The sequence below is a fragment of the Streptomyces sp. NPDC046915 genome, from assembly GCF_040644935.1.
Classification (GTDB): Bacteria; Actinomycetota; Actinomycetes; order Streptomycetales; family Streptomycetaceae; genus Streptomyces.
Window position 1 is genome coordinate 19,327 of the sequence record NZ_JBEYXB010000031.1, and the last position, 24,397, is coordinate 43,723.

General features: G+C 68.4%; 23 protein-coding genes, 9 pseudogenes and 1 riboswitch. Of the genes and pseudogenes, 19 read left to right on the forward strand and 13 right to left on the reverse strand.

Going from position 1 to position 24,397, the window contains the following annotated elements:
• Positions 1-53 precede the first annotated feature (53 nt).
• Positions 54-200, reverse strand: a complete 147-nt coding sequence (locus ABZ915_RS43810; RefSeq protein ID WP_361815470.1) for a hypothetical protein — start codon at positions 198-200, stop codon at positions 54-56.
• A gap of 352 nt (positions 201-552) precedes the next feature.
• Here ABZ915_RS43810 and ABZ915_RS43815 point away from each other — a divergent pair, with 352 nt between their 5' ends.
• The 4 genes and pseudogenes from ABZ915_RS43815 to ABZ915_RS43830 all read left to right on the forward strand — a co-directional run bounded on the left by ABZ915_RS43815 (position 553) and on the right by ABZ915_RS43830 (position 4,270).
• On the forward strand, positions 553-1,920 hold the full coding sequence (locus tag ABZ915_RS43815; RefSeq protein ID WP_361815620.1) for a cell filamentation protein Fic: 1,368 nt from the start codon (positions 553-555) through the stop codon (positions 1,918-1,920).
• A 606-nt stretch (positions 1,921-2,526) separates the two neighbouring features.
• A pseudogene (locus ABZ915_RS43820) lies at positions 2,527-3,069 on the forward strand (HAMP domain-containing protein); the annotation flags it as partial.
• 254 nt (positions 3,070-3,323) lie between these two features.
• On the forward strand, positions 3,324-3,593 hold the full coding sequence (locus ABZ915_RS43825) for an ATP-binding protein (protein WP_361815623.1): 270 nt from the start codon (positions 3,324-3,326) through the stop codon (positions 3,591-3,593).
• On the forward strand, positions 3,590-4,270 hold the full coding sequence (locus tag ABZ915_RS43830; RefSeq protein ID WP_361815473.1) for a hypothetical protein: 681 nt from the start codon (positions 3,590-3,592) through the stop codon (positions 4,268-4,270). Before ABZ915_RS43825 ends, ABZ915_RS43830 begins: the two co-directional genes overlap by 4 nt.
• On the opposite strand, the gene ABZ915_RS43835 is transcribed toward ABZ915_RS43830, so the two are convergent.
• Entirely contained in the window at positions 4,251-5,129 is an 879-nt protein-coding gene (locus ABZ915_RS43835) for an MBL fold metallo-hydrolase (protein WP_361815476.1), read from the reverse strand. The two genes, ABZ915_RS43830 and ABZ915_RS43835, sit on opposite strands and share 20 nt — an antisense overlap.
• A gap of 11 nt (positions 5,130-5,140) precedes the next feature.
• Positions 5,141-5,208, reverse strand: a riboswitch (guanidine-III (ykkC-III) riboswitch).
• Positions 5,209-5,519: 311 nt separating this feature from the next.
• Here ABZ915_RS43835 and ABZ915_RS43840 point away from each other — a divergent pair.
• Positions 5,520-6,245: a hypothetical protein gene (locus ABZ915_RS43840; protein ID WP_361815479.1), complete on the forward strand. Its 726-nt coding sequence runs from the start codon at positions 5,520-5,522 to the stop codon at positions 6,243-6,245.
• Between the two features lie 31 nt (positions 6,246-6,276).
• On the opposite strand, the pseudogene ABZ915_RS43845 reads toward ABZ915_RS43840, so the two are convergent.
• Positions 6,277-6,402 (reverse strand): annotated as a pseudogene (locus tag ABZ915_RS43845) (IS5/IS1182 family transposase); the annotation flags it as partial.
• A 156-nt stretch (positions 6,403-6,558) separates the two neighbouring features.
• On the opposite strand from ABZ915_RS43845, the pseudogene ABZ915_RS43850 reads away from it, so the two are divergent.
• A pseudogene (locus ABZ915_RS43850) lies at positions 6,559-7,786 on the forward strand (IS110 family transposase).
• Positions 7,787-7,895: 109 nt separating this feature from the next.
• Here the strand turns inward: ABZ915_RS43850 and ABZ915_RS43855 are convergent.
• From ABZ915_RS43855 to ABZ915_RS43865, 3 genes and pseudogenes are all read right to left on the reverse strand, one after another.
• Entirely contained in the window at positions 7,896-8,408 is a 513-nt protein-coding gene (locus ABZ915_RS43855) for a hypothetical protein (protein ID WP_361815482.1), read from the reverse strand.
• A gap of 332 nt (positions 8,409-8,740) precedes the next feature.
• Positions 8,741-8,902 (reverse strand): annotated as a pseudogene (locus ABZ915_RS43860) (transcriptional regulator); the annotation flags it as partial.
• Between the two features lie 333 nt (positions 8,903-9,235).
• Entirely contained in the window at positions 9,236-9,361 is a 126-nt protein-coding gene (locus ABZ915_RS43865) for a hypothetical protein (RefSeq protein WP_361815485.1), read from the reverse strand.
• Between the two features lie 199 nt (positions 9,362-9,560).
• Between ABZ915_RS43865 and ABZ915_RS43870 the strand changes: the two genes are divergently transcribed.
• The 4 genes from ABZ915_RS43870 (at position 9,561) to ABZ915_RS43885 (ending at position 12,053) form a co-directional block, all read left to right on the forward strand.
• Positions 9,561-9,875, forward strand: coding sequence for a hypothetical protein (locus ABZ915_RS43870; protein ID WP_361815626.1), 315 nt, complete (start codon positions 9,561-9,563; stop codon positions 9,873-9,875).
• 224 nt (positions 9,876-10,099) lie between these two features.
• Entirely contained in the window at positions 10,100-10,894 is a 795-nt protein-coding gene (locus tag ABZ915_RS43875; RefSeq protein WP_361815488.1) for an NAD(P)H-binding protein, read from the forward strand.
• Between the two features lie 77 nt (positions 10,895-10,971).
• The gene (locus ABZ915_RS43880) at positions 10,972-11,277 is read left to right on the forward strand and encodes an ATP-binding protein (protein WP_361815629.1); all 306 of its coding nucleotides are present in this window, start codon (positions 10,972-10,974) and stop codon (positions 11,275-11,277) included.
• A gap of 74 nt (positions 11,278-11,351) precedes the next feature.
• Positions 11,352-12,053 carry a response regulator transcription factor gene (locus tag ABZ915_RS43885; protein WP_361815632.1) on the forward strand — a complete coding sequence of 234 codons (702 nt, stop codon included), beginning with the start codon at positions 11,352-11,354 and terminating at the stop codon, positions 12,051-12,053.
• Positions 12,054-12,102: 49 nt separating this feature from the next.
• Here ABZ915_RS43885 and ABZ915_RS43890 read toward each other — a convergent pair.
• Together ABZ915_RS43890 and ABZ915_RS43895 are read right to left on the reverse strand one after the other, a co-directional pair.
• Positions 12,103-12,377, reverse strand: a pseudogene (locus ABZ915_RS43890) (ISL3 family transposase); the annotation flags it as partial.
• Positions 12,378-12,623: 246 nt separating this feature from the next.
• Positions 12,624-13,835 carry a cytochrome P450 gene (locus ABZ915_RS43895; RefSeq protein WP_361815491.1) on the reverse strand — a complete coding sequence of 404 codons (1,212 nt, stop codon included), beginning with the start codon at positions 13,833-13,835 and terminating at the stop codon, positions 12,624-12,626.
• Between the two features lie 121 nt (positions 13,836-13,956).
• On the opposite strand from ABZ915_RS43895, the gene ABZ915_RS43900 reads away from it, so the two are divergent.
• Positions 13,957-14,607 (forward strand): helix-turn-helix domain-containing protein, encoded by a 651-nt coding sequence (locus ABZ915_RS43900; protein ID WP_361815494.1) that lies wholly within the window; start codon positions 13,957-13,959, stop codon positions 14,605-14,607.
• A 150-nt stretch (positions 14,608-14,757) separates the two neighbouring features.
• On the opposite strand, the pseudogene ABZ915_RS43905 reads toward ABZ915_RS43900, so the two are convergent.
• A pseudogene (locus tag ABZ915_RS43905) lies at positions 14,758-14,916 on the reverse strand (IS701 family transposase); the annotation flags it as partial.
• 410 nt (positions 14,917-15,326) lie between these two features.
• Here ABZ915_RS43905 and ABZ915_RS43910 point away from each other — a divergent pair.
• The 7 genes and pseudogenes from ABZ915_RS43910 (at position 15,327) to ABZ915_RS43940 (ending at position 19,327) form a co-directional block, all read left to right on the forward strand.
• Positions 15,327-16,115 (forward strand): metalloregulator ArsR/SmtB family transcription factor, encoded by a 789-nt coding sequence (locus ABZ915_RS43910; RefSeq protein WP_361815635.1) that lies wholly within the window; start codon positions 15,327-15,329, stop codon positions 16,113-16,115.
• 65 nt (positions 16,116-16,180) lie between these two features.
• Complete coding sequence (locus tag ABZ915_RS43915; RefSeq protein ID WP_361815495.1) at positions 16,181-16,696, forward strand: hypothetical protein; 516 nt, start codon at positions 16,181-16,183, stop codon at positions 16,694-16,696.
• Positions 16,697-17,074: 378 nt separating this feature from the next.
• Positions 17,075-17,383, forward strand: a complete 309-nt coding sequence (locus ABZ915_RS43920) for a winged helix-turn-helix domain-containing protein (protein WP_361815638.1) — start codon at positions 17,075-17,077, stop codon at positions 17,381-17,383.
• Positions 17,299-17,658 (forward strand): annotated as a pseudogene (locus ABZ915_RS43925) (transposase); the annotation flags it as partial. The gene ABZ915_RS43920 and the pseudogene ABZ915_RS43925, both read left to right, overlap by 85 nt.
• 62 nt (positions 17,659-17,720) lie before the next feature.
• Positions 17,721-17,822, forward strand: a pseudogene (locus ABZ915_RS43930) (IS5/IS1182 family transposase); the annotation flags it as partial.
• Positions 17,823-18,031: 209 nt separating this feature from the next.
• Positions 18,032-18,883: a MarR family transcriptional regulator gene (locus ABZ915_RS43935; RefSeq protein ID WP_361815497.1), complete on the forward strand. Its 852-nt coding sequence runs from the start codon at positions 18,032-18,034 to the stop codon at positions 18,881-18,883.
• Positions 18,884-18,913: 30 nt separating this feature from the next.
• The gene (locus tag ABZ915_RS43940; RefSeq protein ID WP_361815500.1) at positions 18,914-19,327 is read left to right on the forward strand and encodes a DUF6193 family natural product biosynthesis protein; all 414 of its coding nucleotides are present in this window, start codon (positions 18,914-18,916) and stop codon (positions 19,325-19,327) included.
• A gap of 279 nt (positions 19,328-19,606) precedes the next feature.
• Here ABZ915_RS43940 and ABZ915_RS43945 read toward each other — a convergent pair whose 3' ends face one another.
• Positions 19,607-20,389 carry a TIGR03084 family metal-binding protein gene (locus ABZ915_RS43945; protein ID WP_361815502.1) on the reverse strand — a complete coding sequence of 261 codons (783 nt, stop codon included), beginning with the start codon at positions 20,387-20,389 and terminating at the stop codon, positions 19,607-19,609.
• 219 nt (positions 20,390-20,608) lie between these two features.
• Positions 20,609-20,995: pseudogene (locus ABZ915_RS43950) on the reverse strand (transposase); the annotation flags it as partial.
• A 335-nt stretch (positions 20,996-21,330) separates the two neighbouring features.
• Here ABZ915_RS43950 and ABZ915_RS43955 point away from each other — a divergent pair.
• Positions 21,331-21,846, forward strand: a complete 516-nt coding sequence (locus ABZ915_RS43955) for a hypothetical protein (RefSeq protein ID WP_361815505.1) — start codon at positions 21,331-21,333, stop codon at positions 21,844-21,846.
• A gap of 357 nt (positions 21,847-22,203) precedes the next feature.
• Here the strand turns inward: ABZ915_RS43955 and ABZ915_RS43960 are convergent, their stop codons facing one another.
• Positions 22,204-23,013: an SGNH/GDSL hydrolase family protein gene (locus ABZ915_RS43960; RefSeq protein ID WP_361815508.1), complete on the reverse strand. Its 810-nt coding sequence runs from the start codon at positions 23,011-23,013 to the stop codon at positions 22,204-22,206.
• Between the two features lie 601 nt (positions 23,014-23,614).
• Entirely contained in the window at positions 23,615-24,148 is a 534-nt protein-coding gene (locus ABZ915_RS43965) for an AAA family ATPase (protein ID WP_361815511.1), read from the reverse strand.
• Positions 24,149-24,397 lie beyond the last annotated feature (249 nt).

Below are 24,397 nucleotides of genomic sequence, written 5' to 3' on the forward strand. Positions count from 1 at the left end.
TGCAGACATCAGCCGACACCTGGGTGAGCACGCCGGTCAGACGCCCGCCCCCGTCACCCCGCGAGGGTGACCGCTGCACCGCCGAGGGCGAGTAGACGCACGTCAAACGTAGTCTGGCCAGCCTCGCCGTCGTCGCCGTCGCCGTCGCCGTCGACCACCTGGAACAACTCCTCCGTACCCGGCTCAAACGCCTCCAGCACCAGCCCGACACCCTCGACGGCTTCATAGCGGCTACCGGCCTGACCCTCGCCGACCCAACATCACCCTGACAGGCCGAAGTCAGTAACCGCCGGCGCCTGCCGCGGGCCGAGATCGCGGCCTGGCGTCGGTCGGCTGATCGACGCGGCATCGATGCACGACGATGGAACGTGATGACCTACTCGGGAGGGCGCCACTCCTCCGGTGGCACCTCACGGCCGAAAGAGCCACGCGAGCAAGCCTGCTCGACACGGCCGCCAGAGGCCGGGGTGGCGAGACTCAAACGGGGTCGGCAACCGACCGGTAATCGGGTTGAAACCAGTACCGGTGGGCGGAGAGACTTGCGCAGTGATCATGGAGCTGTCCCCCCGCAACCTGACCTGGGACGATGTGGATCCCGCCCGTCATCCTTTCGACAGCGAGTCGGCGGCGCGGATGGTCAGATCACTCGGGCCGGCCCAGCGGGTGCCCCGCCGCCCCGACGTACCGCCGGGTGACCGGGCCCTGCACGAGTGGAGCTGGAACGAGGCCAAGCCCTGGTCCGACGCCATGACGTACGCCCTGGCCGAGCACTACGGCCGCTGGGTCACCGGCTGGCGGTGGGCGCACGACGAGGGGGACTTCGACGGAGGACCGGTCGGCAGCTGGTGCTGCGCCCAGCACTCGGTCACCACTGCGGACGAGACCCTCGACCGTGTGACCGCGGCGCTGCGCGAGTGGCGCGAGTGGCTGGAGAGCCTGGCCGCACGGTTCGAGGCCCACCCGCTGGACCTGGCCGGCATCGACGACCAGCGGATCCTGTGGGACCGCACCGCCCGCCACCTGATCCTGCACGTCACCGACCGCACCGGCTGCGGCAGCGGCTGGTACGGGCACTGCCATCAGGTGCTCGAATGGTTCCTCAGCCACTGGGGCGTCGAGGCCGACGACGCCGAGCACCTGGTGGAGCAGGCGATCGGCGGCCGGTTCAAAAGCTGGACCGGCCCCGACCCGGTACTGGTCGAGGACATCGCCGAACGGCTCGCGGCCTCCGTGCGGCCGGACGCGGACACCCGGGCCGCCGAGCCGCCACTGCCCGACCACCTGGAGCGCTGGCTCGCGGTGCGGGAAGCCGTGCCGTGGCACAAGGCCCAGGACAGCAGCGGGGACGGACCGGTGACGCCGGCCCGCGACGGGGCAGCGAAGGAGATCCGCGCCTTCGACGCAGTCCTCGACCCCACCCGCGGACAAGGCCTGCTCACCGCCCTGGAACTGATGCGGGCCGACGCCGCGCGCGGCGCCCGGCTCGACTTCGAGTTGATCCAGGGCTGGCAACGGTACGTTCTGGCCACTCCCGGACCGCCACCGTTCCGCAGCCTGCCCGCCTTCGCCAAGGGCGGCCGGGAACGGTACGGCATCGGCCCCGACACCCGCGACCGCCTCGACGCCTGCCTCGCCGAGAGCGCGAAAGACGCCGCCCGGCCCCTGCCGCTGACCGCCCGGGCCGCACGCGCCTTCCTCGACGTCTGCTTCTTCCACCCCTTCGACGACGGCAACGCCCGCTCCGCCCTCCTCACCTGCCTCTTCGTCCTGGCCCGCCAGGATGTCGCACTCGACAACGTACAACTGCTTCGCCGTGTCTCCTTCCAGGCCGACGACCCACAGGACGCACTGACCCTCGCCGGGTACATCGACCTCCACCTGCGCGAGACCCGGCGAAGGACCGCCGAACCGGCCTCCTAGACAGCCTGCGGTCGCGTCCCGCTCCGGCCGGTGACCGCCCTCAACGACGAGGCCATCCGGCCGTTCCAGATCGGTGCGGATGCCGCCAGGTAGCGGCTGGGGTGGTGGATCCCGGCCGACAGCACGCCGGCAGCGGCTGGTGGTGACGCCGTGCCCCCTCTCCAGGATCTCCACCACCGCCTTGCGGATGTCGAGGTACGAAAACCGCTCCGGTTCGCGGCGCCGCCGGATGCTCCCGTGACACGCCCCCGGACATGGACGGGCGGGCTACGCACTCGCCTTGTCATCACCTTCGTCCTCGTCGCCAAGGTCAGCGCGGTGACCGCCACCACGCTCGCCTACCGTCAGTCCCGCAACGCCGTGCTGGAGCGCGCCCGGGACGCGATCCAGACGGACTTCCGCAGCCGGGTGAGCGGGGTCGCGGCCAACGTGGACACACCCCCCGACCAGAACACCCTCACCCGCCTCACGGCCGATGTCTCACGCGGGCTCGGCGGTGACCTCGTGGTCGCCAGCTACCACAACCTCACGGCCTCCTCCGACACCATCGCGGACCAGACACGCATCACGCCCGAACTGCGCACTGCGGTGCGGACCACTGGCCGGATGCAGTTCCAGCGCGTCGAGTGGTACGGCGAGCCCTACCTGGCCGTCGGCACGCCCGTGGCCTTCGACGACGGCCGCACCTCCGCGCTCGACGTCTTTACCATCTCCCCGCTGCGGGCCGAGGAAGAGGACAGCACCGGACTGCTGGACACCGTACGGGCAGGACTCATCCCCGTCCTGCTGCTTGCCGCGGTCCTCGCCCTGCTCTCCGCCCGCACCGTGCTGCGTCCGGTGCGGGACCTGGCCCGGGCCACCCGCAAGCTCGCGGCCGGCGATCTGTCCACACGGGTCAGAGTCATGGGCCGGGACGAACTCGCCGAACTCGCCGAACTCGCCCAGAGCTTCAACCACACTGCCGACAGCCTCCAGACCTCCGTCACCGAGCGGGAACAGGAGGAACGGGCCCGCCGCTTCGCCGCCGACGTCTCCCACGAACTGCGCACCCCGCTGGCCGCGATGACCATGGTGTCCACAGTGCTGGACGAGGACGCCGACCAACTGCCGGCCGACTCCGCCATGGCCGCCCGCACCGTCACCGCCGAGATAGGACAGCTTTCGCGTCTCCTCCAGGACCTGATCGAGATCTCCCGCTTCGACGCCGGTGCCGTCCAGCTCAACCCCTCCGACACCGACCTCGCATCGGCGATCCGCTCGACGCTGGCACGTCGCGGCTGGACGGACCAAGTGCACGCCGACCTCCCGAACGGCATGCGGGCCAACGTCGACAGGCGCCGCATCGACGTGGTCGTGGCGAACCTCGTCTATAACGCGCTGCGCCACGGCGCCCGCCCGTCGGCGTGGGGCTCCGCGCCACACACGACGAGATCACCGTCGAGGTCCGTGACCGCGGGCCCGGCCTGCCGCCCGAGTCCCTGCCTCACGTCTTCGAACGCTTCTACAAGAGCGAAGCCGCCCGCACCCGGTCCGAGGGCAGCGGCCTCGGCACAGCCATCGCCCTGGAGAATGCCCGGCTGCACGACGGAACCATCGAGGCGGCCAACCGAGCGGACGGCGGCGCACTGTTCACCCTCCGGCTGCCCCGTCAGCAAACCGAGGAACTGCGATGAGCATCCCTGAACGCAGCCCAAAGCGCCCGCCGAAAAACCACCGCCACCGCCGGCCGGGCCGAATGGCCGGCCTCGTGCTCCTGGCCGCGGTCACGGGATGTGGGGTCCAGCCGACCGGAGTGATCGACGCGGGCGAACCCACATCGGGACTCACCAAGGGCATGCGGGTCTATTTCGCTTCCGACACGGGACTTCGCGGTGTCTCACGGCCCGACCGAGAGGTCACGGAACTCGGTTCCACCATCAAGCTGCTGATAGCGGGCCCGAACGCATCGGAGCAGCACAGCGGGCTCACCAACCTCGTCGAGTCAGCAGGTACGTGCACGGCCACCGGCCACGGCAAGCAGGTCACGCTCGACATGCCGGGCACGCTTCTCTCGGCCGGGAACCGCCTGCTGAACGGGCAGTTGGTCTGCAGCCCGGCGCGCGCCCAGTCCGTGCTCGAACCCGACGTCCGCCCGGACGACGTCCAGGTCACGCTCAAGCCGGACGGGGATCCTCTCGGCCCGTACGAATGCTCCTACTTCCCGACACCTGATGCAGAGCCGAGCCCGCGAACCATCCAAAGACCCCAGCCGCCCCGTGAGCGACAGCGGGTCCGCATGCGGCGGGCCGTCGGTGGTCCGCGCCGGGCCGGCGGTGTTCCTCGGGCGTGGCTCAGTGGTCTGGGCAGATGACGAAGAGCGAGTGGGCGACTCGGCGGGGTTGGTCGCCGATCTCGTTGAGTGCGGCGCGGATTTCGTGCAGGTGGCCGGTGGTCATCTGCAGCGGGGGTTCGTGGGGCTGGTAGGTGGTGCGGACCGGGTAGTCCACGCCCGGTTCGGTGGTCATCTCGATGTGGCAGCCCAGGACGTGGGTGACCGGTCTGTGCTCGCAGAACTTGATGAGGCGGTCGATGGTCCGGGTGAAGGCGGGCCAGTCCTGGACGTAGAGCCGGCCGGGGTAGACGGTGTCGCCGGTGAGCAGGATCCCGGTCCACGGGTCGTAGAACGTGACCGCTGCCTCGTGGTGTCCGGGAGTGGCCAGGCACTCGAGCGTGCGGCCTCCCAGATCGACCCGCGCCACGGCAGTGGGGTCCTCGTCGAATCCGAAGTACGTCCAGGCCGTGGCAAGCTCTGCGTCGACCACGGTGGTGTCGGGGCGGTCTGCGAACTGGCTGTCGCCCGCTGTGTGGTCGTCGTGGGCGTGAGTGTGCAGCACAAGCAGGTGGTAGTCCTGACGGGGGTGGCGGGCGAGCCAGCCGTCGACGAGCTCGTCAACCACTCGGCGCAGGGGGAAGAACTCGGTGGACGCGGTGGCTCCGGTGTCGATCAGCACCGCCCGTGTGTTGCCGAACAGCAGGAACAGGAACGGCGCTTCGTAGTCGATCGCCATGTTCTGCCGCAGGATGATCGTGTGCTCGTCGTACGCGTAGACCTGGATGTCCGGGTCGGTGTTGTGCTTGGACGACGGTGAGCCGTGGATCCAGCGGACGTCCAACTCGCGAGGCCGGTGGACCGGGCTGTCGAAATCAATGAAGGATGTGCCTGCGGCCATGACGCCTCCTGAGTGCGTCGTCTTGGCAGGCCGGGTACGGCGCACATCTCGTCCGGGGCTGGCACCTACGTGCCTCCGCCGCGAAGCTACCACGACATCGACCGACGCCTCCGCGGCCTAGCAACCGTACGGCGACACCACTCGCGTCGCGCTCGTCCCCATGCGCAACGGGAGTGATCGTCGTTGAGAAGACTTCACTCCTGATCCCGACCGCGCAGAAAAGCAGTCAGTCCAGGTCGGTGGTATCGGAGGCGGCGCGGGGCCAGTTGCGTTCCCGACGCTGGGAGGAGTTCGTGGGCCTAGCGGCTCCATCGCCCAGGGCCTGTCCGATGAGTCAGGAGTAGGGGCGTCCACCCCGTCCCGGCTGTCCCGGGGGGATTTAATGCCCAGGTGGTGAACTGGACGCAGATGCACGACTGCTACGAGGACGTCGATCGCGTCCCCGCGCTTCTGGAACGGTTGGAGCGCGAGGACAACCCCGAAGCGTGGGAGGAACTGGGATATCGCCTCGTCCTCGAACACGACCTCGTCTTCCCTGCCAGCTTCGCCGCTCTGCCGAGCCTGGTGCGTCTCGCATCGGGGAGCGCACGGGCGCGTGGACTGGCAGGGGAGATCCTGCGCCGCGCGGCAGGACACCACGGCTGCGACCATCTGCTGGCGGACTGTACCCACGCGATCACGGAGTTCCGCAAACTGCTGGACCAGCATCTCCAATCGCGCCCGGAAGACTACCTCGCGGCCTTCCTGGATCTGCTTGCGGCCGAAGGGGAGTACCACTGGAGTGCCGTCCTGGGGGACTTCACGGACGACTTCTACCACCTGGCCTGCCCCCACTGCGCCGTGGACGTGACGATCGCCATCGGGGACCACGGGCGCTATTCAGCGATCCGGGACTGGAACCTGGGAGACGTGGACCGCCGCAACCTACGGCCGGCGACCTCCGATGAACTCTCCGGCAGTGGCCGGTGGATGCACGAGACTGCCCTCCGCGACGGACTCAAGGCGCTCGCCGACGGAATCGCCCATCTTTTCGGCAAGGCCGAATGTCCACATTGTGCCAGCGTGTTCAACATCGCGGACGAGTACGCATCCGCCAACCGCCCCGTCCTGCGGTAGGCCAAGGCCAATCGCAAGAAAGCGGGGAGGCTCAGGAGCGAAGCCACAGCCGGATCGCGTTGACAATCACTGTGCCGTGGAAGACGTAGGCCCGTTTGTCGAACCGAATGGCCACGGCGCGGAAACCTTTGAGGGCGTTGATCGTTCCCCCGACCTCCCGCGCAGACCGGAGCCCGTGGGGTGCGCTGGTGCCACGAACGGCTAGTGAGGTGGAGGCACACCGCAGGGCGGTTGATGCCTGGGATTAGGTCGCTCGCGTGGCCCGCATGCGCTCGTGACCAGCGCAAACACCTGCACATCGGGGAGGGAAACCTTGATCTACTGCGGAATCGACTGGGCAGAACGCACCCATGACGTCGCCCTGGCCAACGACACCGGCACGCTGGTGGCGAAGCGACACATCACCGACGACGCGGCCGGCTACAAGCTGCTGCTGGAACTGCTCGCGGAGCACGGAGACACCGAGGAGAACCCGATTCCGGTGGCGATCGAGACCTCCCGCGGCCTGTTGGTCGCCGTGCTGCGGACCGGGAAGCGGAAGGTGTACGCGATCAACCCGATGGCGGCCGCCCGCTACCGCGACCGGCACAGCGTCTCGCGCAAGAAGTCCGACCCCGGCGACGCCCTCGTCCCGGCGAACATCCTGCGCACCGACATGCACGCCCACCGGTCCCTGCCCAACGACAGCGACCTCGGCCGAGCGATCGCCGTCCTGGCTCGCGCTCAGCAGGACGCGCTGTGGAACCGGCAGCAGATCGCCAACCAGCTCCGTTCCCTGCTTCGCGAGTACTATCCGGCTGCCCTGGACGCCTTCGCCACCTGGACCAACGGCTTGTGCCGCCCTGAGGCCCGTGAACTTCTCAAGGCTGCACCGACGCCCACCCGGGCCGCGCGGCTGACCCGCTCCCAGCTCCAGGCCGCGCTCAAGCGGGCCGGTCGCAAACGTGGCATCGAGGCGGAGGCCGACCGCCTCCGCGACGTCTTCCGCGCTGAGTGGGCCCACCAGCCGCCGCTGGTCGAGGACGCGCTCGGCAAAGCAGATGCTCGCCCTCCTCGTCCAGCTGGAAGCGGCCTGCACGGCCTCCGACGACCTCGCGAAGGCGGTGGAAGAGGCGTTCCCTCAGCATCCGGACGCCGAGATCCTGCTGAGCTTCCCCGGGCTCGGTATCCAGCTCGCCGCCCGGATCCTGGCTGAGATCGGGGACGACCGTGCTCGCTTCGCCGACGCCCGCGGCCTGAAGTCATATGCTGGCTCCTCGCCCATCACCCGGGCCTCCGGCAAGAAGTCCGCCATCACCCGACGGTGGGTGAAGAACGACCGGCTCAACCATGCCGGCTACTTCTGGGCCTTCGCCTCGCTCCGGGCGTCCGCCGGGGCCAACGCCCACTACCGGCACCGCCGAGAGGTCGGCGACTGGCACGCGGCCGCCCAGAGGAACCTCTTCAACCGCATGATCGGCCAGCTCTACCACTGTCTCCAGCACCGCAAGCTGTTCGACGAGGACACGGCATTCCCCACCGAACTGGCCGCCGCAGCTTGACGCGTTGGCATCGTGAGGTGTCTGCCTTCATACGCCGCCCTCACCGCGATCACCCGAACGCGACTTCCGTTCGATCAACAAGCTCCATGATCGGTACGACAACGGCTCTTTACAGACTCGCCGTTGCGCTGTATGCCTCATCGGTGAACTGCCCGTTCCCACTGCTGTCGAAGTATCCAAGAATCGCGCCCGATTTCCATTGGCCGGCCTCATAGGGCGCCGTAACGGTCACATAGCACGATGTGCAGTTGTGTTTGGTCGCATTGTTCTGGCTGACGTTGGATCCGTAGAAGTACAGGGCCGTCCCGAACGTCAGTGTGGCCGCGTTGCTGTTGCAGTAGGCCCAGACCGTGGATGTCACGCCGGCAGCGCCGTGGTACGGCTTGCCGGGGCTGACGGTGCAGGTGAGTACGGCGACGGAGGGTGCTGACCTGGTGACGGTCACTGTGCTTCCGCCCACCGTCATGGTCGCACTGTTCTCGCCGGCCGGCACGCTGATGGTGGCCGCGTGGGCCGAGTGGGAGGCGGTGGACGGAGCGGCCTGAGCGCCGGGGGCGCCGATCAGCGCGACAGCGGTCATCGAGGCCACGCCGAACAGGCAGCCCAATATTTTAGTGCGCATGCAACCTCGATCTGGAGAGGGGAGACTGAGCACGCTGGTCAACCGCCGCAGCGCAGCGCTTGATTAGCGGAGAACGGCCGAGCGCAACATGTGCCACTGAAGGCGCCCGCCGCAGGGCGAGCGTCCCAAGGAAAAGAAGTTCGCGATCTTCACGGACCGACCACGAGCTAGATTCTGTGGCATGGAGTCAGAGGCGTCCATGCCGCGCCGTGATATTTCAGGCCATTCTGTTTCCGGAAATGCTCACGACGGAGCCGTGGGCGCCCCGGTGACGACGGCAACGGCCCGCCGCCCCGATCCGTGCGGGTCCGCTCGCCGACGGGGCGGCCGGACTATCCGGCGTACGGGACCCAGGCATGCGCGCCCACGTCTTTCCCGCCGTACCAGTAGTGCGGCATTCCCTTGATGGCCGTTGTCCCGAACGGCCCGCCGGGATCGTCGACGCGGATCGTGCCGCTGCGGCCCTGGCAGGACCAGTCAAGTTCCAGGTACCAGCGGGCCTCGACTGCCAGACGCGTCGCCCGCTCACGCAGTTCATCGGCTTCACTGGTGATGCGGCTCAGCCCTTCACGCGCCGCTGCGTCCGTTTGAAGGGCCTGACCTTTCACGGCTACGGCTGCCGTTGTGGCCACGCAGCCGACGATTTCGCCCGCCCATAGCTTGATCATTTATCAGACAGGACCTAGGAGCTCTTCCGGTTCGCAGAAGTACCGGCGCACCCGCACCCGCACCCGCACCCGGACTACGACCCGACGAGAGCCCAACGGTCTTTCATTCGGGGTGCGTTGGTACGCTCTGCGTATTCGCCTCGCCCTGTTTCCGGCAGTTCAGGCACCGGCCGGGCGAGCGGTGGACACCGCCTCCACCACCAGGACGTCGGAGGAGTCGCTGACGCGATCCACTCGCACATCGATCCCGGGAAGCAGCGCAGCCTCGACCGTCTTGCTCGCCATGCCAGGAAACACTCTGCCGCAACGATCCCTCGTTCCCCTCGCTGGACCTGGAGATTCACGGAACTGCGGACAGAGCCAGGGGTTGAGGGTCCGGCAGCCGGAGGCTGCCGGACCCTCGTGATCAGTACTGCCCTGCGGTCCATGTCAGACCGGCGTGGAAGGCTCCGCGGTATCGGTTCAGCGTGGAGGGGTGGTCGCGATGTGGAACAAGGGGGAGGTCTGGCGGCTTTGCCGGGGCGAGGAGGTGGTCGGCGAGATCCTCATTGAGGAGGGCGACTTCCCGTGGCTGTCCGGTCGCTTCGTGCCGACAGCGGGCTTCGCCGAGGTAAAGCCTCTGTTCGAGCGTGAATTGGCGCTGACCGAAGAGGAGGAGTGGGGCGAATGGGACTCCGTGATCGGAGAGATCAACGAGAAGCTGCAACTGGTCGCCCCAGCGGGACCGGTCGCTGAGTTCTTGCTGCATGTCGAGGGCGAACGGGCCTCGTTCCGGTGGATCGAGGATCCGGTCGACTGACGGGTGTTCCGGTGTTGCCGGCGATGGCGTAGTCAAGGCCGTAGTCCTCCCCGCCGACGCGGGGGTGTTCGGGCACGGCGACACAGGCCTGGGCAGCGGCGCGGCACCGGATCCGGGCCAGCGCGTGCTGGCCGTGGCGACGGATCCGGTGCCGCTGAGGAGATGGTCTGGCGGTGGGCGGGCGATGTGCCGCCTACGGTGGCCTTCTGTGGTGGTGTGCGGAGGTGCGGGCTCTGACCCGCAGCCCACGCACGGCGGCGTTTCCGGAAGGCGTGCGCGTAGTTGCGGGAGATCTCATGCAACCGGAATCGTTCGGCGAAACGTTAAGGGGCGTCGACCGGATGTATCTCTTCCCAGCCGCCGAAACGGCATGGGAAGTGGTTGCGTTGGCACGGCAAGCCGGCGTGAGTCGCATTGTGGTGCTGTCCTCCGGGGCTGTCACGACAGGCTTCGACAGCGACTTCCACTTACCGGTCGAGCAGGCCGTAGAGGCGTCGGGCCTGGAGTGGACTCACGTGCGCCCCGGCGAGTTCGCGATGAACAAGCTGGCCTTGTGGGGCCCGTCCATCCGTGCCGAGGGCGTAGTGCGCGACCCCAACCCCGACGCGGCCGGGTGTCCGGTGCACGAGCAGGACATCGCCGATGTCGCTGCCCTGGCCCTGCTGGAGGACGGACACTGCGGACGGGCGTACACCCTCAACGACCCCGAAATGCTGTCGCATCGTCGGCAGGTTGAGCTCATCGCCGAGGCCGTCGGGCGCCCGATCCGTTTTGAAGTCGTGAGCCGGGACGAGGCACGGGAGAGCTACCGCAAGCAGGGGGGATTCGCAGCGGCGAACGCGGATTTCCTGCTCGGTTTCGAGGACTATTCGGGCGGTCAATCAGACCTGCAGGCACTCCAGGAATTCGATCCGACGGCGACTGGCTCGGTACCCACGGCTGAGGAGGCCACCAGGGTCCCGGCTCGCACCTTCGCTCAGTGGGCACACGACCATGCCCGGGAGTTTCTTCCTGACTGACCGTTTCGCTTCATACGGCGGAAATCTCCGGGGAACCACGCCCGCTGCCGCCCGGCACCGACGTCACCGCCTACCGGATCGTCCAGGAGGCACTGACCAACGCGCTCAAGTACGGCGACGGCGGCACGGCGACCGTGACGGTGCGCTATGCCGACCACGGGCTGCGGGTCGAGGTGCTCAACAGCGGACTGAGCGTGCTGCCCACCGGCCCCGCGAGCCCGGGAGCCGGCTCCGGTGGCCGCGCGCGCCGGGCCGACGGAGCGGGGCACGGACTGATCGGTCTGCGCGAGCGCGTCGCCGTCTACGGAGGCCACTTCGACGCCCGGCGCCGCGTCGGTGGTGGGTTCCGTGTCCGCGCACGCATCCCTCTGGAGCGCCCGTGACCCAGCCCGCCGCTGACCGCCGCGTCCCCCACGGCCCGAACCCGAGCAGGGAAGCCGTCGCCCCGCGAGTCCTCATCGCCGACGACGAAGAGCTCATCCGAACCGGCTTCCGCCTCATCCTCACCTCACGCGGCATCGAGGTCATCGGCGAGGCCGCAGACGGCGTACAGGCCATCGCAGAAGCCGAACGGCTACGCCCGGACGTCCTCCTGATGGACATCCGGATGCCCAACCTGGACGGTCTGGAAGCCGCCAAGCGCGTCCTGCGGCTACGCCCGCACTGTCGGGTTCTCATGCTCACCACGTTCGACCTCGACCGCTACGTCTACGCGGCGCTCGCCGCCGGGGCGAGCGGCTTCCTGCTCAAGGACGTCACCGCCGCCCACCTCGCCGCAGCCGTGCGACTCGTGAACACGGGCGACGCGCTGCTCGCCCCCTCGATCACCCGCCGTCTGGTCGAGCGCTACGCGACCACCCACGAGGCCGACGAAGCCGAGGCGGCTCACCGCCCCGCCACTGCGGCGACTGTGGATCGCACACCCCCGCTCCACCGCGACCTCGCTCCGCTGACACCCCGCGAACGCGAGGTGCTGGCCCTGATGGGCCGGGGCCTGTCGAACACCGAACTCGCCGACACCCTCACTCTGAGCGAAGCCACCGTGAAGACCCACGTAGCCCGCATCTTCGCCAAGCTCACCCTCCGCGACCGCGCCCAAGCCGTCATCCTCGCCTACGAGACAGGCCTGGTCACCCCCGGCAGCTCCACCGCCGAATGACACCCCCTCGACAGCACGCGGCATCGACCCCCACCGAAGAAGTGCTTGAAGGGACGGCGGGGTCCTCGGTCCGCCGCTTGCGCAGATGCTCGCGGTAGGGGTCGACGAGGCTGGCACGGTACTTGGGGACGCGGAGCATCCGCTCGGGCTGATCGGCTCGCGCGTAGCGCTTGACGCGGTGGCCCAACAGGTGCTCTATGCCTTTACCTCCCTCAGGGCGGCTTCGCACAGGTTGTGCCACAGGTGCCACCTGCACCGCGTCGGGCAGCGCGCGGCGGATGCCTCGGCATAGGTCGCGGAGCCATCACGGCACACGACCTCGACGGGCACCTTCCCCTGAGTGGTGGACACGCAGCCAGGGCCATCGGCCGATACCCTCTGGGCGGTCATCGTCCGGCGCCGGCATCGAGCTGGTCCACGAACCTTCTTCCACGCCGTATCACCTTGATTGCGCTGATCTCGCAGGGACGGTCTCACGCGGAGTGGAGCATGGGTACAAGTGCCACCAGGACGCCGTCGACGGCGCTACCACCTCGACGGCGTCCGTTCCGCCGTGAAGCGGACGGCGGATCACCAAGTCACGGGAAGCGAGGCCACGCCCCCTGTCAGCGTCGGGCGGGCCTCGAGATCCTCAAGGTCTGCGGCGAGGCGCAGGTCAGGGAGTCGGCGGGCCAGGGTGGCGAACACGATCCGCATCTCGATACGTGCCAGGCTGGCTCCGATACAGAAGTGGGGGCCGTGCCCGAAGCCGAGGTGGCCCTGATCGCTTCGGTCCGGGTCGAAGCGCTCGGACTCGGAGTAGACCGCCGGATCGCGGTTCGCTGCGTTGACCGAAAGAACCACCGCGTCCCCGCGCTGGATCGTCACCCCTGCGACGTCGAGGTCGGTGTGGGCGTAGCGGACCAGTCCAAGATCTCCAGGGGCGCTCATGCGCATGATTTCCTCGACACAGGCGTCGGTGCGCCCAGCCGGGTCGGCGACAAGGTCAAGCCAGTTGTCGCGGCGAGTCAGCAGGAACAGCGTGCCCAGGCCGATGCGGTTGACGGTGGTCTCATGACCGGCGAACAGCAGCCCGACGCACAGGTCCACCATCTCGTCGTAACTGAATCCCTCGTCGTGCCGCTGCGCGGCAACGACATCGGAGATGACGTCCTCGCCCGGCTGAGCACGCTTGACCTCGGCCAGCCCGGACATGTAGTGCGAGAATTCCTCCCGTGCCGAGTGGGCGTCGTCCTGGTCGTTGACACCGGCCATCCGCTCGGACAGCGCACGGAAATGGTCTCCGTCGCCTACCGGCACTCCGAGCAACTGGCAGATCACCGAGACCGGCAGCGGTTGAGCGAGGCCGGTGTGCAGGTCGACCACCCCGTCAGGAGTCGCGTCATGCGCGGCGAGGAGGTCGTCGACGAAGCCGTCCACCAATCCCTGGATATGACCGGAGAGCGACATCATCCGCTTCGCCGAGAACGATGGCGTCAGCAGTCGTCGCATACGGGTGTGGTCGGCTTCCTCGGTCTCGTAGGAGCCGGTGGGACCGTCCTGGATAGCCGCGGTACTGACGCGTGCGGCCTTGTCAGGTTCCGGGTGCGAGCGGCCCAGACGCTTGTCTGCCAGCAGCTCGCGGCACTCGCGATAGCCGGTCGCCAGCCAGGCTCGGTCCCCTGCAGGAGTGATCACTGCGCTGACGGGTGCCTCGGAACGCAGCACCTCGTACACCGGTGCGAGCTCGAGGATGTTGGGACGGGCGAAGGGCATCTGCGGTCGTGGGGGGACAGCTTTCATGGGGTTCTCCAAGAGCTGGACCGAGTAGAGCCACTTCCACCCTAGAGGTTTCTGGCAGTGCCCGCCAATAACCTCGGGTATAACCTTGAAAACTCGCACGTCGGCACGAAGGGAGTGGCAGGTGCCCCTTGCCCAGGGCGGGGTGGCCCGCCTTGGCGGGCGGCCGCCGGTCAGCGACGCAGCCCGCCGAGAGCAGCGCGAGAAAATCTCCCGAGTGGCTGTGCGGCTCTTTCGTGACCAGGGCGTGGCCGGGACCTCCGGGCTGCAGATCGCGAAGTCCGCCGGTGTCTCCGAGCGGACCCTGTGGCGGTTGTTCCGCAGTAAGGAGAGCTGCGTAGAACCTCTGCTGTCCAAGACGCTGGATGCCTTCCGTGACGTCCTGCGCACCTGGCCGGCTGAGTCCGATCTCGGCAAGCACTTGCGCGCGAGCTACGCGTTCCTTCCCGATGATTCGCGCGCGGACATCGACGCGGTGCTCTCTGTGGTTCGAATGAGCCGAGATGAAGCGGGCCTGCGCGCGGTATGGCTAGTACTCCAGGAACGCGCCGAGCCGACCTTCGCCGACGTACTCGCTGCGCGTTTCGGACTGTCCCCGGACTCACCGAAGGTACGGCTCGCCGCCGCAAGCATGAACGCCGCGCTTCGCGTCGTCACCGACGATTTCGCCTGGGCTGCCGCCTCGACTATGGACACTGAGGAACTCAACCGTCACCGCAGACGCGTCGCCAATGCGCTACGGATACCCGCACACATCCTCTCCGCCGACGACTAAGCGCGTCCAGCTGACGAGCGGGGACCACGGCGGGCCGAAGGGCAAGAAGTCCAAAGGTCGGCAGGCGAAGACCATCAGTCCTGGCGGCCAGGCCGCGCGGATGCCGCAGGGCTGCGTGAAGTGGAACGCTTCCGAGAGTGCATCCGCGCTGCCGAACGGGGTGGTGTGGCCGGCGTACTCGGCAAGCTGCCAGCTGTTCTTTCGGCCGACCGGGCCGAGCAGTCCGCGGACGTAGTCCCGTATCCGCCGCCGGGACTCCGCCTGGGAGAAGCGGGCTCCGGTCCGCAGGAAGAGTTCTTCGAGTTCCAGGTCCCAAGCATTCGTTGGTAGGTCGTGGATCACGAGCACGGACGGCTCGTCGCGCTGTCACTACATGCGGCGCGGACACACGTTGGTGGGACGACCTGTCCAAGACTGTCCCGCGCATGCCCATCCCCCGCTGCACTCCCCACCGCCAGGCCGTTGACCAGCAGAAATACAGAAGTCCGGCTGGAGTACTAGGCAGTTTCGTTGAGATCACCGGATCACTGGCCTGGCGTGTCGCTACTGACTTCGGCCTGTCAGGGTGACGCAGGGGGCCTCGAGGAGGACATGCGTGATGGGGCGGCCCCGGACGTCGGCGCACATCGCTGCGCTCGGCTCGCACGGCTGTCCTCGCCCTTGACTATAGGCAGGTGAATGCCTGCATAATAATGAGCGTGAGCCTCGAAGAAACAACGATGGACTTGGTGTTCAAGGCGCTGGCCGATCCCACCCGGCGGCTCCTGCTCGACCGGCTACGCGAGCACAACGGGCAGACTCTGCGCGAACTGTGCGAGCGCCTTGACATGGCGCGCCAGTCGGCGACACAGCACCTGGACATCCTCGTGCGGGCCAACCTCGTCACCGTGGTGCGGCGCGGCCGGGAGCGGCTGCACTACCTCAACCCGGCCCCGATCCACGAGATCGAGGAACGCTGGATCTCCGGCTTCGACAAACCCCGGCTGCAAGCGATCAGCGCCATCAAGCACCAGGCAGAGGAGTACGCCATGACCAACGCACCCACACCGGTGCCCGACTACGTATACGTCACCTACATCCGCGCCACTGCGGAGCAGGTGTGGCAAGCCCTGACCGACGCCGACCTGACGGCGCGCTACTGGGGACACGCCAACGTCTCCGACTGGCAGCCGGGCTCCGCCTGGGAACACCGGCGAGCCGACGGCTCGGGCAAGATCGACGTGGTGGGTCGTGTCCTGGAGGCCCAGCCCCCGACCCGGCTGGTCATCACCTTTGATGACGCCCCCGATGCCGAATCGCCGAGAGAGCCTTCGGTCGTCACCTTCCTCGTCGAACCGCATCAGGACATCGTTCGCCTCACCGTGACCCATGAGAACCTCCCCAACCAGGAGATGCTGGGCGGCATCTCGGCCGGCTGGCCGGCCGTGCTGGCGAACCTCAAGTCGATGCTGGAGACCGGCGAGGTCCTGCCACAGGCGCCCTGGGAGATGTCCCGCGCCCACGCCTGAGCCGCGCCTCTCCGCCTCTCCGCCTCTTTTCATTCCGCATACGCCCGCGCAGAGAGGTGCAAGACATGCTGGACACTTCCTCACTCCAGGACGCCTACCGCGCACTGCTCGACGCCGCCGCCACCGTGGCCGACGCCGACGACCCCAGCCCCGCCCCGCCAGACAGCGAGTGGAACGCCGACCAGATCCTTGCGCACGTCTCTCTCGTCAGCGCCGCCACCATCGCCGCCGTCGCAGGTATTGCAGCGGGGGCCAACACGACGTACGACAACCGGATCGCCCTCGACGCCTGGACCATCGAGCAGACCATCGCGCACGCCGGCGGTAGCGCAGGGCTGCGGGACCGCATCAGCGGCCAGGCAGCTGCCCTGTGCGCCCTCGCCGGAGGCGCGGCGCTCACCGACGCCGAGCTCAGTACCCTTGTGCCCGCACGGCTCCTGTCCAACGACACCCTCCTGGTCGATCAGCCCATGCCGCTGCGCGACATCGTCGCTGGAATGACGGAGGCAGAACTGCCCGGCCACACGAAACAGCTCCTCGCCCTCCTCCCCGACCGGGCCGTGGCCGAGGCCACGCGGTGACCAGGTCACAGTGATCCTGACTTCCGCCCGTCAGCGAGATGTTCGGGAACTTGCCGATACTTATGGGCTGTTGGCTGTGGTCCGTGGTGTGTGAGGTATGCGGACGGGGGCGGGTTGACGCCGGAGTCACGGCGACGTCGAGAGGCGGTGCCGAAGCAGGCGGCGGAACTGTTCGCCCAGAAACTCCAGCCGCCGGAGGTCGCGCGGCGGCTGCGGGTGAGCCGGAAGTCGGCCTCCCAGTGGTATCAGGTAGGGCGGGACGGAGGCGAGGAGGCCCTCGCCTCGCGGGGGCCCGGTGGATCGCGATGTCGTCTGTCTCCGTACTGCCTGCGAAAGCTGGCCGGGTACCTTGAACAGGGCCCGGCCGCCCATGGCTGGGTGGAAAACCAAGCGTGGACTGCGGCCGAGGTGGCCATGCTGATCGGCAGGAAGTTCCACGTCTCCTATGGCGTCTCCGGCGCCACTCGGCTGATCCACCGACCCGGCTTCACCCCGCGGATCCCCGCTCGGCGGATGACGGAGCGGGATGAGCAGGCGGTCGCTCAGTGGAAGGAGGCGACCTGGACGGAGGTAAATGAGCCCGGGCGGCCTGCGGAGGGTGGATCCGCTTCCAGGACGAAGCCGGCTTCACTCGCAGGCCGCCCAAGGGACGAACCTGGGGTCGACGCGGCATCACCCCGCAGGTGACCATCAGCGGACGGCGGTCCGGACGCCTGTCCATGGCCGGTCTGATCGCCATGCGGCCCGGGCAGCGCACCCGCCTGTGTCACCGCCTTCGCTCCCACCCCGCGGGCAAGGGCGCCCGGCGCAGCATGAGCGAGCATGACTTCATCCAACTCCTGGACGGGGCCAACCAACTGGTCAAGGCACCCCCCGTGCTGGTGTGGGACCGGCTCAACACCCACGTCTCCCACAAGACGCGCCAGCTCGTCGCCGAGCGCGAATGGCCAACGGTTTTCCTGCTGCCTGCCTACGCGCCGGACCTGAACCCCGTCGAGGGAGTATGGGCGCACATCAAGCACAGTCCCAGGCCGACGCCGATGAGGATCTCGGCTGGGCGGTTTCGGTGGACTCCACGATCGTGCGATCCCACGAGCATGCCGCCGGGGCCCGCACAAGGGGGGCCCGGCCGGCGAACCCGACGACCTTGCCCACCTGCTCGTGATCGTCACGCACCACCAAATCCGCGACAGGGCCCAGGAGTTGGACCAGCACCCGCTCTGGCATACACAACCACGCAGGCGCCAGCCCATCTGTACTGCTTCCCTTCGGTCGCCGATGAGTTTCGGTGTGCCGGACGGTCCAAGTCGGCACACCGAACAAAGGGAGAACCCGATGGGCAAGACGCGCTTGCATCCGATGACTCACATCGCCCGTCGCATGTTCGAGCTCCTGGAGCCGATCTGCCTGGTCACGTTCTGCCCCGACGAGTGCAACGAGGAACTGGCCGCACTCGGCCACCGGACCTACTGGGACGGCTACTTCGCCAGCCGCGCCGCCCCGTTGGGGCGGGTACCGGCGCAGGTCGTGCACGCCGCCTTCTACAATTTCGCCGACGGGGAAGCCGCCCGGCACATCCCGAGCGCCTGGGAGACGATTGCGCCCGAGGCCTCCGTCGCCGCGCGGGAAAGGGGCAGCGCGGCCTCCCTACGGCGGATCCTCGGCGCCGAACTGGCCGGCTCCCCGGGCCTTGTGCGCGCCGCCGACCTGACCACCAAGGCCGCGACCAGCGCCCCCACCGAAGGCCGGGTGATGTACGCGGGGATGCGCACCCTTGCGGTGCCGAGCGACCCGGTTGCCCGGCTGTGGCATTCCGCCACCATGCTGCGCGAGCACCGCGGCGACGGGCACATCGCCGCTCTCGTCGGCGCGCGGATCGGCGGCACGGAGGCCCACGTGCTCTCCGCGCTGGAGCAGGGTATCCACCCGCCGGAGTCGTTCGGACGCATCCATCACCTGCCGAAAGAGCGCCTGGCCGCGGTCATGGACGGCATGCGCGAACGCGGACTCGTCGACACCGACGGCCACTTCACCGACGCCGGCCGCGCGACCAGACAACGCATCGAAACCCTCACCGACGAACTCGCCACCCCGCCCTACGACGCCCTGTCCCCCGCCGAACTCGACGAACTGATCACCGAACTCGAACCCATCACCGCGACCCTGGTGGCCACAGGCTCGCAGTGACACGCAGAAATCTGCCGCCGCCGCGGCGACATGGCTGCAGCACGCAGTCGCGGGCCGGCTGACGTTGTCGAGGCCCATTGGCAGTCCCTGCAACTCAGCTGGCAGTGGAGGCATGCAGTGCACGAGATCAGCTCGCCCGGGCGCCCATATCCGGGCATCGTTCCGCTGCTGGAGGCTGCCGCCGCTCAACCACGACTCCGGCGGCTGTTTCCGTTCACCAGCCACTTCGCCCTGCTCTTCAGCAGTTCCACCAGCTACCCATGGGCTGTGCAGGCCGGACCGATCGAGCCCCTGTACAACGGACGGTTCAAGGTTTGCCGACGCGGTCCTTTCGCTGTGATCGACGATGTCGAGACCGCCGAAGAGGCTGTGGCCCTGGTCCTTGAACTCCTGCCCACCGGCCCCGAGCCCGTCATCACCGCCTCCGCGGACGAGCACGTGTGATGGTGTGGCCATGCCCGTCGATATCAGCACCCCGCGGCCTCTACTCGAGATCATTCACGATAGAGCGGCCAGAGCCAGGTTCAAATGTCCCCATCAGCAGCGCGGCACCGGACGGGGAGCCCGGCCCGCAGCCCCAAAGGCCCCTCAAGCATGGGCCGCTGACGGCCTCGACGTTGTCGCACTGGCACACACCACGTGATCATTCCGAGGCCGTCGCCGCGTCTGGAGGCAAGGTCGCAACCGTCACGCGTCTCGCATGACCAGGCACCCGACACGCTTTCAGAGGAAGACGCGCGCGACCTCCAGCCACTTCTGCGCGTCCTCGCCGGTCGCCGTCATGTTGGTCTCGGACCAGGGGCGACGCCGGGTGACACACAGGCAGAAGTCGACAGCGCCGCCCCGTACCCGTTGCGCGGCAGCCTCGGGGCCCCACGCCCAGGTCCGTCCGTCGGGTGCTGTCAGCTCGACACGGAAGGGGTCCGCCGGCTCAGGCAGTCCGACGGCGGCGAAGGACAGCGCTCGTCCCAACACCCCCAGCGACGCCACGTGCTGCAGTCGATCCGTCGGGCGGTGCGCCACGCCCACGGCATCGAAGACGTCCTGCCCGTGTGCCCAGGTTTCCATCAGACGAAGGGGCGTCATCAGGGCCGGGGTCACCTCCGACATGTACCAGGGGAATGCGTGGTCCCATGGCGTGTCGCGCAGTGCCGCCGCCAGTTCCGCTCGACCGGCCCGCCACTCGTCCAGGAGTACCGACCGCGGTTTGGCCGCTCCCGCGGCGGCGGCCTCGTCCGCGTACCCGCTGCCTTCGGTTTCCGCCCGCCCGAGCTCGGCGCCGAACGCGTCCGGAGTGCGTAAGGCGCTGAGTGCGTTCGCGTCCGCCCACGCGAGGTGGGCTATCTGGTGGGCGACGGTCCAGCCCGGTGCCGGTGTCGGTAGGGACCAGTCGTCCACTGCCCTGACCAGGACGTCGAGTTCGTCGCCCTCAGCCACCAGCGCGGGCAGGACACCGGCGTCATCAACATCGGGGACGGCGAGGTTGTAGTTCAACATGTGCGCCATGGTGCCACTCCTTCCTGACCAACGGCGGAGACAAAGTGTGCGGGCAGACTCCGATGTCGCCGGAGTCTGCCCACTCGGTGGTGAGGCTCGTGGCACCACGGGGCCACCGCGCTTCCTCAGCGGCGGCGCAGAGCGTGTCGGGCCGGCTGGTCACACGAGACGCGTGACGGTTGCGATCTGCTCTCCAGGCACGGCGACGGCCCCGGAATGATCACGTGTCCGGTGTACGGCCATGTCGGTGCGGAGGATGTTGGCCAGCACGAGGGCGTCGCCCCGGGTCTGACTTCTTGCGGGACCGGGACACACCATGGCGGTCGCCGTAGCGGGAGGCGGCAAGCGGGTTGATCGCGAAGACCTTGCGGCGGCCAGTGCCCAGGGCTGGGACGAGCAGGCCCCGGCTGGTCTCGATGACCACCGGTATCGGCTACTCAGGGCTGTCACCGTGCTCGGCCAGGAGCTCCAGCAGCATCCGGTAGCCGGCCGCGTCTTCACTGATCCGCCGTTTGGCCAGCAGTTCGCCGGACTCATCGACCAGCGCGATGCCGTGATGCCGGGATGCCTCTCTGCCCCGTCGATCCCGCAGAACACAGTCACACGTTCTCCCATCGTCGAGCGTTTATGCAGGTCACAAGCTCATGCGGGTCACGCGGCGTCCTAATGCCAGGACTCGGTCGGTCCGCCATTTCGATAGCGTTCGCGACACCAGCGCACCCCGGGGGCCTCTGTCTGCGCCAGAGTTCGAGGCTCGCGGAGGTGGACAGGAGGTCGCCCAACGGCCCGTGGAGAGCAGCGGAACGGAACTCACGAGTGCGCCCCGATCCCCCGGTCCCTACCGGGATGACTGCCGGTCAGATCGTCTTACGCATTCCTCACGATGCGCTGCCGGGACCGGGCTGCGTTAGCCTGCAGCCAGCAAGATCACACCACGTCGGGGGGCGTCCATGACAGCGCAGGGCGAGGCAATCCTGGCCGAACTCAGCTCTCTTCCAGCTCACGTGCGCGCGGACTACATCCGCATTCTCGAGGCGGTCGTGCGTGTCGCCCCCAGAGCATGGACCCGTCGCAGGGGCGTCCGGCTACAGTGGATCACACTCCATGACGGCGACGATGACGTCGTGGTACAGATGGACTCCGGCGAACTGAGTAAGCACGTCGACTGGGACGGTCCACGGTCCACCCGCTCTTTCGCCGGCGCCCTGCGGGAAAAGCTGGGAACCAACCAGTGTGCCGCTCTGGTCTATGGGAACGCCATCGACTCGCGTACGTGGGGTTGGGTCCTCCCGCTTCTGGTCGGGCAGCTTCCCAGGCTGGACACAGCGGTGATGGTCGATGTCGAACACCGCACGGGAGTCCGATCCACATTCTGGTTCCCGATCAGGTACCGGCGTTTGCTCGTACGACGCCTACGGTTCCAGGAGGACGTGCGCGCGATCCTGCAGCGCGCCAGGAACGCGTGACCCGAGTTCCGCGGCTGCCGGGCACCAACCGCTGCCAGCCAGAAGGGCGCCCGCAGTTGCCGAGGCGCCCGTTCCGGTCAGATCACCGCCCTGAGCCACGCCCCTGCACCCCACCGGCACCTGCGCCCCCGCACCCTTGCGGGAGCTCCCCCCGGGCCACCCCCGGGTCGGTGCCCCGCCGCCGCGCCTCCGCGACTTGGCTGGAGGCACGATCGGCCATGAGGAAGGTGGAGGAGCCGGCAGCTCCGTACGATGTGTGTTTCACATCGCCGGCTCCGCCCAAAGGTCGGGAGGGACGAGCAAGCGCACCGCATAGGCCGTCGCTCGCGGAAATCCGGGGTGAGCCAGGCGGTGTCGTCACCCTGCCGACGTCGTGCGGACGGCCGCAGCGAGGGCCTCGCCGATGGCTCGTGCTCCCGGTGCGTTGGGATGAAGAGGCGCGGCCGCACGAGTGGGGACGAGGCCCTCGATGTAGCGGTCGGCGGGGGCGGCGCAGATGTCGTGACCGGTGCCGAGGTTGTAGGTGTCGACGAAGGCGGCGCCGTGTTCTTCGGCCGCCTGCCTCAGTACGGCGCTGAGGTGGTTGACCGCGCTTTGGATGTAGGTGGCGTCCTGCTTCCAGAAGGGCTGAGCGGGATAGCAGCCGTTGGTGCGGAGGTAGTTGCCGTAGCCGACGACGAAGACTTCGGCGTGCGGTGCCCGCCGGGCGATTTCGTCCAGGACGGCGCTGAAGGCCGGGCCCCAGGCGTCGATGCGGGCCCTGACCTTGTCGGTGCCTCCGGCGGTGTTCTCTTCCGCGCAGCTGGTGCCGTGCGGCTGGGGCAGGATGTTGACGCAGCCCAGCGCTTCGCTGAAGAGGTCGGTGTCGTTGCCGCCGATGGTGACGCTGACGATATCGGTGTCCGGCGTCAGTGAGTCGAACTGGGGTGCCGTTCCCGGGTGCTGCATGGTGTTCAGATCCTCGGCGGTGGCGCCGGAGCAGCTGACGTCGGTGAGCTTCGCGGCGAGGGCCTGGGCCGCGATGTGCGGATAGTCGGACAGGGAACGCAGGCACGCCGGGTTCGCCGGGTCGACGGGCGGCACCAGCGGTGCGGACGCGAAGGAATCGCCGAGCGCGACGTACCGCAATGGTTCGACCGCGGCCGACGTGGCCGTGATGGGTGCCATGGCCGATACTGCACCAGCGGACAGAACAGTGGCCAGAGCTACGCGCAGGGTTGTCTTCAAGAACGCCTCCGATCAGGACGCGCGAGTCGTGATCCTGCCTCGCTATGAGCATGTCCGAGCAGCCGTGCCGCCGCACGGCGGACCGCGACATCGGTGAAAGTGACGACCGCCGATGACGGATGCCGTACCTGATTCGCCACGGCGCCGTGGAAATCCTCGGCGGCTACTCGGACGGGGCAGCCAACAAAGCCTTGCTGGTGGCGCTGAAAGACGGCAATCCCGGCATCCGCCGGGCCGGCCGCGTCCGGCCTGGCCGACCGGGCCGGTCCCGACGTCCACGCGGCGGTCCTGACTGGACGAGGGGCAGCAGGCCGTCGGAGCGCCGGACCCGCCGGTGTCGAGAACCGGATGCGCGCCCCGGGCGCGGGGCCGGCGAGTCCCCTGGACCGGCTCCGGGCATTGGCAGACATGAAGCGCGGCCGCCGCAGAGAGACGTCGGCCGTGCGCTGACCAGTCATGATCGGGACTGAGTGCGGCATGGCCGTACCCGTGGTCGGCCTCATGGTCGGGGCGGGGTCGGTGCGTCGCAACAGTGCTCCGGTCAGCGGTCCACGGCGGGCAGGTGGGCCAGGCCGGTGTCGTTCATGATGCGGTCGACGGTCTCGTGCAGGGCACTGCCGGCGCCGATGACTGTCTCGATGCCGACGGGCAGCAGATCGCGCGGCCGGTACCAGTCGCGCAGCTGCGTCTCGCTGACGTCGTTGGCGATCGGCTTGGTGGCGTGCCGGGCGAGGGTTTCACCGAACGGTACGTCCAGGTAGTAGCCGTGGGTCGGGCCTCGGTGGTCAGCACGCAGCGCCGCAAGCATGTCGCCGTAGTGGTCGGCGTAAAGGAGGCCTTCGACCACTACGTGATAGCCGGCGTCCAGGGCGTAGCGGGCGGTCAGGTCGATCAGGCCGATGTTCGCGGCTCCGGGCCGGTCACGCTCCCGGAGGACGATGCGGCGGAGGTTGTCCTGGCCGACCAGGGCCAGGCCGCGGCCGAACCGCTCGCGCAGGCCGGCCGCGACGGACGACTTCCCCGAGGCGCTGTTGCCGCGGATGACGACCAGCCGGGTTTCTTCGGTTCCCACCATCACAGCGGTCACGTTATCGGCGGCCAGTGACAGCGCCGGGGCGTTCCGGGACGCCGTCGGCGGAGATGCCCGGACGGGTGACTTCTGCCCTCGCGTACGCGAGCGGGTACCTGGTGAGTGACGTATTGGTGGCGGCTCTTGCTGTCGGCGACGGCGGCGAGGACCAGACGCGGGGGTTCGTCGATCGCGATTCTCGAGCGATCCGCTGCCACCTCGCTTCGCCTCCGCCATTCGCCCGGCCGGCTGGCG

Coding starts and splice junctions, on each gene's coding strand:
- ABZ915_RS43815 (WP_361815620.1), top strand. CDS start 553: ATGGAGCTGTCCCCCCGCAACCTGACCTGGGACGATGTGGATCCCGCC.
- ABZ915_RS43830 (WP_361815473.1), top strand. CDS start 3,590: ATGAGCATCCCTGAACGCAGCCCAAAGCGCCCGCCGAAAAACCACCGC.
- ABZ915_RS43835 (WP_361815476.1), bottom strand. CDS start 5,129: ATGGCCGCAGGCACATCCTTCATTGATTTCGACAGCCCGGTCCACCGG.
- ABZ915_RS43855 (WP_361815482.1), bottom strand. CDS start 8,408: ATGCGCACTAAAATATTGGGCTGCCTGTTCGGCGTGGCCTCGATGACC.
- ABZ915_RS43865 (WP_361815485.1), bottom strand. CDS start 9,361: ATGGCGAGCAAGACGGTCGAGGCTGCGCTGCTTCCCGGGATCGATGTG.
- ABZ915_RS43870 (WP_361815626.1), top strand. CDS start 9,561: ATGTGGAACAAGGGGGAGGTCTGGCGGCTTTGCCGGGGCGAGGAGGTG.
- ABZ915_RS43895 (WP_361815491.1), bottom strand. CDS start 13,835: ATGAAAGCTGTCCCCCCACGACCGCAGATGCCCTTCGCCCGTCCCAAC.
- ABZ915_RS43910 (WP_361815635.1), top strand. CDS start 15,327: ATGGACTTGGTGTTCAAGGCGCTGGCCGATCCCACCCGGCGGCTCCTG.
- ABZ915_RS43915 (WP_361815495.1), top strand. CDS start 16,181: ATGCTGGACACTTCCTCACTCCAGGACGCCTACCGCGCACTGCTCGAC.
- ABZ915_RS43935 (WP_361815497.1), top strand. CDS start 18,032: ATGGGCAAGACGCGCTTGCATCCGATGACTCACATCGCCCGTCGCATG.
- ABZ915_RS43940 (WP_361815500.1), top strand. CDS start 18,914: ATGGCTGCAGCACGCAGTCGCGGGCCGGCTGACGTTGTCGAGGCCCAT.
- ABZ915_RS43945 (WP_361815502.1), bottom strand. CDS start 20,389: ATGGCGCACATGTTGAACTACAACCTCGCCGTCCCCGATGTTGATGAC.
- ABZ915_RS43955 (WP_361815505.1), top strand. CDS start 21,331: ATGACAGCGCAGGGCGAGGCAATCCTGGCCGAACTCAGCTCTCTTCCA.
- ABZ915_RS43960 (WP_361815508.1), bottom strand. CDS start 23,013: ATGGCACCCATCACGGCCACGTCGGCCGCGGTCGAACCATTGCGGTAC.
- ABZ915_RS43965 (WP_361815511.1), bottom strand. CDS start 24,148: ATGGTGGGAACCGAAGAAACCCGGCTGGTCGTCATCCGCGGCAACAGC.